Here is a 6,676-nt window from a genome sequence, read left to right on the forward strand (position 1 = left end):
CGATTGCCGCATCATTGTGCTGACGCCTGTTGCTTGTCTAGTCCAGTGCAGAGCGAAACTCCCCATTCATTTGGCTTGCGCCTTCGTCTATCCTAATGATTGTCCTTTAATCCCTTTAATCAACGGACCGATCGGTTTGCCAGGGCACGATGCTATGCCAATTTAGTTTGAAGCATTTCCGGCATGGCTCTCGGTACGGCGAAGCTGACTATCGTGCCCCGCCTCCATTCGCTTTCTATGTCAAGTCCTTTGCCATACAGGGTGAGCAGCCGTCGATGAACATTGCGGAGGCCGACGCCCCCGGACCTATCATCCTCTGACAGCACCTGCTGCATGCGCTCAGGCCGCATCCCCATTCCGTCATCGGCGACCACCACGCTTACCTCAAGCTCCGTAATCGTGATGTTGATTTGGATTGTACCGCCTTGCGATTTTTGCATCAGGCCGTGCCGGACTGCATTTTCAACGATAGGCTGTATGCTGAGAGGCGGAATCCGGGCATTCAAATTGCCTTCGACGGTGTACTCCACGTGCAGGCGCTCGTCGAACCGGGCTTTTTCCAGAATCAGATAGGATTTCACCAGCTCCAATTCCTTATGGACCGTGGTAAGCTGCTCATCATTTTGAAAATCGAAGCTGGCTCGCAAATAATAGCTCAGCTCCATCAGCAGCTCTGCACGTAAACCATGCTAGCTACGCAAAAGCCGCCAAGATAAAGCAGCGAACGCTCCTCTCTCCGCAGCCGGTACAGCAGCAGGAAAAAAAGCGCAGGAATTAAAAAGCTGGCGGAAGTAAACACATCCGAGTACAAATCCCATTCCCGGACGTTGAGAATCGATTGCTGGCTGCCGAATTCAATTGCGGTAATCATGCCGCCCGAGGAGTAGTTGTAATTCGACGAAATCCTACCCCCTTAAATCCATAAGCCCGGACTGCGCCTCCGGATTCCGTTGATCCGACTGTACCCAGTTCACAATCCAATAGCCAGGCAGCAAGAAGACAACGATGATGCTGACGACAAGGATGATCCACGTCTTATTCATTAGCTAACGCTCCTCGGCTTGTTCCCTCTTCTGCCTTACTCATTCGCGATCCGGTGCCCGGTTTCCTGTCTATTTGTCATATTTCTTGTCACTGATGGTCCATTAATCGACAAAAAAAGCCAAAAAGAGCACCCCATGAAGAAGCAGCCTCATGAAGTGCCCATGATGAATAATGTAAGCTTCAGCCGTGCTCCGTCTGTGGTACGGGATACGGCTGCAGGCCATCAACTAGGAGCGCTTTGCGGCTCCTCATTCCCGTACCACAGCCTGCGGAACGGCTCACTCACGGCAAGAAGCCGGTCGGCCGTCCCTTCCGCTTCAATTCGCCCGTCCTCCAGCACAACAATGTGATCCGCCTGGGCTAGCGCCGCCTTACGGTGTGACACAACCAGACAGGTCGCTTCCCCGCGATCGCGGAACAGCCGCTCCCACAGCTTACGCTCGGTTTCCACATCCAGCGCGCTGGATAGGTCGTCGAATACGTACAGCTCCGCATCGCGTACCAGCATGCGGGCCGCAGCGGTACGCTGGGCCTGGCCGCCGGACAGCTTAACTCCCCGCGGGCCAATCACAGTATCCAGCCCCTCCCGCAGATGCACAATATCCTCTTCCAAGACCGCCGAATGAATCGCCTGCGCCAAATTTCCGTTCCGTTCAGGATAGCCGAGCAAAATATTATCCCGCAGCTTATCACTGTAGAGACGCGGGATTTGTGCAGTATAAGCGCTATGGGGCGGGACAAAGAAATCGCCCGGATTGTTTATTGTCCGGCCGTTCCAGACGATGGTTCCGCTATCCATGGGCAGCAAGCCGAGCAAAGCTCGAACGAGCGTCGTTTTCCCTGAACCGATCATGCCGGTTACAACGGTGAACGAGCCTTTCGGGAGGCGTAAGCAAATATTGTGGATCCCCCGGCCGGTCTCCGGATATACAAAGGTCAGCCCTTGTATCTCAAGCAGCTCCAGCCGTTCGCCGGCCTCTGCCGGTTGCCGGTGCTCCTCCGAATGCGGCATTGACCCCGGCAAAGGCCTGGACGCACCGGAATTACCCGATACAGAGGCTTCCCTCCGGGACTGCCCCGCCGCAGCTGCATCCGCCTCGCGGGATGGTAAAGCCTGCCCGCTCCAACCAGACGCCGCCGGCTCCTCCGAATGAGACGGCAGCCCTGAGCGTGCCGCAGCAGTTACCGGATCGCTTGTGCTATCCCGCTCCTTGGTCTGCCCGCCGATCGGCAATTTGCCGTTCCTCTCCCCGGGCGAAGCTTTCGCTGCAGAGCCGTCCGCATCCGATTTCCGCAAATGAAGGCCCTTATACACAGTCAGCACCTGTGCGGGCGCTCCCTGCAGCAGCGAAATCAGGCGACGCAGGCCGACCGACATCTGCTTGAAATACGTCAGGAATTTGCCAACGTTGGAAATAAGCTGCGTCACAAAGGTCAAATAATAGACGAAGAGAGACAAATCGCCGACCGTGAACTCGCCGCCTCGCATCTTATAACCTGCCAGCAGCAGAATGAGCCCTGTTCCCAGATTGACCGAGTTCGTAAAAACAGAGTCCAGCGACTCGGTCAGCAGCTTATCCTTCACCATCGATTTGCGGCGTGCTTCGTTAAGCCGATTGAAGCGCTCTATCACACGTTTCTCTGCCCCGGCCACCTGTACGGCCTGCACATTAGAGAACATTTCACTTATAGCGCCCGTCACCTTGGCCGTCGCATCCCGGCTGGCAGCCCGGTACTTCTGCAGGCGGGAGGTTGCCAGCTGCGCAGCGGTAACGACCAGAATAAGCGGCACGAAGACGAGCAGCGTCATCTGGGCATCCACCTGAATCAAAATATAGCTGGACAGGATTGCGAAGCCCAGCATCCCGACTACGTCTACAGACCAGCTTGCCGCTTCCTCCGTCTGGTCCACATCGTCACGGAAATGGCTGATAGCCTCTCCCGGCGAACAGGGGATAGCTCTGGCCCCCGGCTGCTTCAGCACATGCTCCAGCAAATTACGCCGCAGCAGCATCCCCATGCGGAACCGGGAATGCACGTCCGTAATAAATCCGCCGATAATGAGCGCCACCCTTCCGAGGGCAACGCCCACCAGCAAGGCAATAATGCCCCAGACGCCAAAACTAAGCTCCGATGTGCCGGACAGCTCGTCGAAGAAGGCTTTGGTCAGCAGACCCGGCACTATCGGCGCCAAATGAACGAGCGTCCAGGCAAGCATGTTCATAAGATACCAGCCCGGACGATAGCGAATTAAACGCCACAAAAACGTAAACGTACTCACACCAGCACCTCCTCAAGACCAACCGCCAGCATCTGGCTGAACCGGGAGTTCGGATTTCCGGCAAGCTCGATCCGTTTACCCTGCTCCAGCACGCGCCCGTTTTCGAGCACCATAATTTGATCCGCCCGCTGTACTGTTGCCAGGCGGTGGGCAATCATAATACAGGTGCGTCCCTGAAGCAGCTTTGTCATCGCTTCCTCAATGCGGCGCTCCGTGAGCGGGTCCAGCCGGGAGGAGGCTTCATCCAGAATAACAAGACCGGGATCGGTCAAGAAGACCCGTGCAAAAGCAAGCAGCTGCGCTTCCCCCGCGGACAGGCTGCCGCCCCCGGAAGCAAGCGGTGTATCAAGCCCCTGCGGCAATGACATGCGCCAAGCGCCCAGGCCAAGATCGTCCAGCACCTCAATAATCCGCTCATCTGCAATGGAATCATCATACATCGTCAAATTTTCCCGGACACTGCCCTCTAATATTTCAATATTCTGCGTCACCATGGCAACCTTCCGCCGCAGCTCGCTCAGCTTACATTCCCTAATATCCACTCCGCCCAGCAGCACACCGCCCTGCTGCGGATCGTAGAAGCGCAGCAGAAGTCTGGCGAGCGTCGTCTTGCCGCTGCCGGTGCGTCCCAGCAATCCAAGCGTCTGCCCGGGCACAAGGCGCAGCTGCAGGTCCTGCAGCGTCGGTGTGTCATCGTAGCCGAACGTCAAGTCCTGTAGCTCCACCGCCAGCGCTCCGGCCGGGAGCGGTGTTCCCGGCCCATCGGTAATTTGGGACCGGGTGTTCAGCAGCTCGCGGATACGTAACAAACTGGCGTCCGCCCGCTGCAGATCCTCAAGCTGAGTGCGAATTTTTTCAATCGGTTTAGCCAGCAGCTCCGTGTAATAAAAAATAAGGTACACCGTTCCGAGTGAAACCGCCCCCTGCTTCCACAAATAAGCGCTGATGCCGAATGCCATCGCATTGCCGAGGGCGAAGACGACAATCGTCGTAATCCACATCATCCCGAAGCCGAGAAACGCCTTTGTCCGCAGAGGCAGCATCCGGCGCAGCAGCGCGTAGAAGCGGCTCATGACATAGCCGGCCGCCCCATTGGCGCGCGTATCCTCCGTGCCCTCCAGATGCTCGCCGATAAAGCCGTAAAATTCGGCGTTTATTTGCCGCCACTTCGCCCACACCGGCACCGCAAATTTACGAATCCACTGAATCGTCAACACAGCGAATACCACAAATACGGTCATACCGATGCCGACCAGCAAATTTTCACGGAACAGCAGCACCAGAATGCCCACCATAAGAATCAGATTTCCGGCCAAATGAATCATGAAGCTGGAGAAAAAGTTGGCCAGCGCATTCACATCCCCGTCCACCCGTTCAATAATCGAGCCGGACGTTTGCGTCTTATGAAACGACATATCCAGAGACAGGCAGTGCTCCGCCAAATCACCCCGCAGACGGTTCGTCGTCTTCCAGCCAAGATTCTCGCTGAAATACGCGGCCACGATCGAAATCAGCTGCTGAATCAGGGAAAAAACAATAAATAAGCCCGCCGCATAAAAAAGCGGCTGCAACTCGCCGCCGGTTTGAGCTGTATCTATAAAATAACGTATGATTTGCGGGTTAATGAGCTGAAGGCCAATTGAAGCGAACAGCAGCACGGTGAGCGCCGCCAGCGTGCTCCGCTGCGGAAGCAGGTACTTGCTAAGCATCGCCGCATATTGCTGAAGCGTATTTGTTGACTGCTTGCGTTCCATGTTCATCCTCCTTGCCGCAAAAGCCGAATCGCATCAATGCTACTGTAGCCCATGCCCGCACGAAGCGTCAATGCACAGTTTAATTATAGGCAACTTGCCTGTTTTATTACGAAGCAAGAAGTGCACGCACCGCTGTCTGACTCGGATTCCCAAGCATCTGCAGATACGGCAATGGAGCCCGTAAAAACCAGGCCGCTGCAGCAAAAAAGACCTCTAATTCCAACACATACGGTTGGTTTTAGAGGTCCTTTAGAGCTTATTTAACGCTGATGATGAAAGCAATAATTAGCGTTTCATTGCAGCTACGATCAGGTCGCCCATAGCTGTGGTGCCAATCGCTTTGCTCTTATCTACTGCAATATCGCCCGTACGGTGACCGGCATCAAGCACTTCTTTCACTGCTTTTTCGATGACGTCGCCTGCTTCTTGATAGCCGAAGGTCAGCTTGAACATCAAAGCAACCGACAAGATGGTTGCGATTGGGTTCGCAATGCCTTGTCCGGCAATGTCAGGCGCCGAGCCGTGAACCGGCTCATACAAGCCGAAGCTGCCTTCGCCCAGGGAAGCGGAGGACAGCATCCCGATGGAGCCTGTCAGCATCGCTGCTTCGTCGCTCAGGATGTCGCCGAACATGTTCTCGGTTACGATGACGTCGAAGCTGGAAGGACGGCGCAGCAGCTGCATCGCGCAGTTGTCTACGAGCACGTGCTCCAATTCAACATCCGGGTATTGCGGAGCAATCGCGTTGACCGTTTCTCTCCACAGGCGGGAGGTTTCCAGCACGTTCGCCTTGTCGACGGAAGCCAGACGCTTGCTGCGGGTTTGAGCGATTTGGAACGCCTGGTGCACGATGCGCTCTACTTCTTTTACATTGTACACGCAAGTGTCGACAGCCTCCTCGCCGTTCTCGGAATCACGGCGGAATTTCTCACCGAAGTAGATGCCGCCCGTCAATTCGCGAACAACGATCAGATCAGTGCCTTCAAGCACTTCCGGCTTCAGCGTCGACGCTTCCTTCAGGCAATCGAACACAACAGCCGGACGGATGTTGGAGAACAGTCCCAGCGCTTTGCGGATACCCAGCAGGCCGGTTTCCGGGCGCAGCTCCTTCGAATTGTTGTCCCATTTCGGACCGCCTACAGCGCCAAGCAGAACCGCATCGGCATCTTTACAGATGTCCAATGTTTCCTGCGGCAGCGGGGTGCCTTTCTCGTCGATAGCGATACCGCCGAACAAGCCATATTGCTTCTCGAATTTATAACCGAACAATTCTTCTGTTTTCGCGAGAACCTTCTCCGCTTCAGCAACCACTTCAGGGCCGATGCCGTCGCCGGAAATAATTGCAATCTTTTTTACGTCTGCCATTCCTGCACTCTCCTCAATTATAAAAAATCACTATTTCTGTTGTACCACAATAGAGAGAACAATTCAAAGATATAAATTCTATCAGGCTTATAGCCATTTCCTATAATGTGACTAGTGCACTAAAACTTAAATATAACAACAGTTAAAAGCAAAGAACCTTGCCTTTATAAGTCCATTTAAAAGGCTTGGCCATGGTGGAGTTGAAGTAGTCGATAAACGCAAACACTTGTTT

General features: G+C 54.7%; 6 protein-coding genes. All 6 read right to left on the reverse strand.

From position 1 onward, the window contains the following. Positions 1-152: 152 nt before the first annotated feature. The 6 genes from WBG83_RS20675 to leuB all read right to left on the reverse strand — a co-directional run bounded on the left by WBG83_RS20675 (position 153) and on the right by leuB (position 6,444). Positions 153-665, reverse strand: coding sequence for a sensor histidine kinase (locus tag WBG83_RS20675; protein ID WP_336747265.1), 513 nt, complete (start codon positions 663-665; stop codon positions 153-155). Next, positions 665-871, reverse strand: a complete 207-nt coding sequence (locus WBG83_RS20680) for a hypothetical protein (protein ID WP_336747266.1) — start codon at positions 869-871, stop codon at positions 665-667. The genes WBG83_RS20675 and WBG83_RS20680 overlap by 1 nt, the downstream gene beginning before the upstream one ends. A gap of 34 nt (positions 872-905) precedes the next feature. Beyond that, the gene (locus WBG83_RS20685; RefSeq protein WP_336747267.1) at positions 906-1,043 is read right to left on the reverse strand and encodes a hypothetical protein; all 138 of its coding nucleotides are present in this window, start codon (positions 1,041-1,043) and stop codon (positions 906-908) included. Between the two features lie 224 nt (positions 1,044-1,267). Further along, entirely contained in the window at positions 1,268-3,325 is a 2,058-nt protein-coding gene (locus WBG83_RS20690; RefSeq protein ID WP_336747268.1) for an ABC transporter ATP-binding protein, read from the reverse strand. Next, a complete protein-coding gene (locus WBG83_RS20695) occupies positions 3,322-5,079 on the reverse strand; it encodes an ABC transporter ATP-binding protein (protein WP_336747270.1) in 1,758 nt (585 codons plus the stop codon). The genes WBG83_RS20690 and WBG83_RS20695 overlap by 4 nt, the downstream gene beginning before the upstream one ends. A gap of 285 nt (positions 5,080-5,364) precedes the next feature. Next, the gene (leuB, locus tag WBG83_RS20700; protein WP_336747272.1) at positions 5,365-6,444 is read right to left on the reverse strand and encodes a 3-isopropylmalate dehydrogenase; all 1,080 of its coding nucleotides are present in this window, start codon (positions 6,442-6,444) and stop codon (positions 5,365-5,367) included. Between the last annotated feature and the right edge of the window lie 232 nt (positions 6,445-6,676).

The organism is Paenibacillus sp. y28 (genome assembly GCF_037137075.1).
In the GTDB taxonomy this organism is placed as follows: domain Bacteria; phylum Bacillota; class Bacilli; order Paenibacillales; family NBRC-103111; genus JBBBNV01.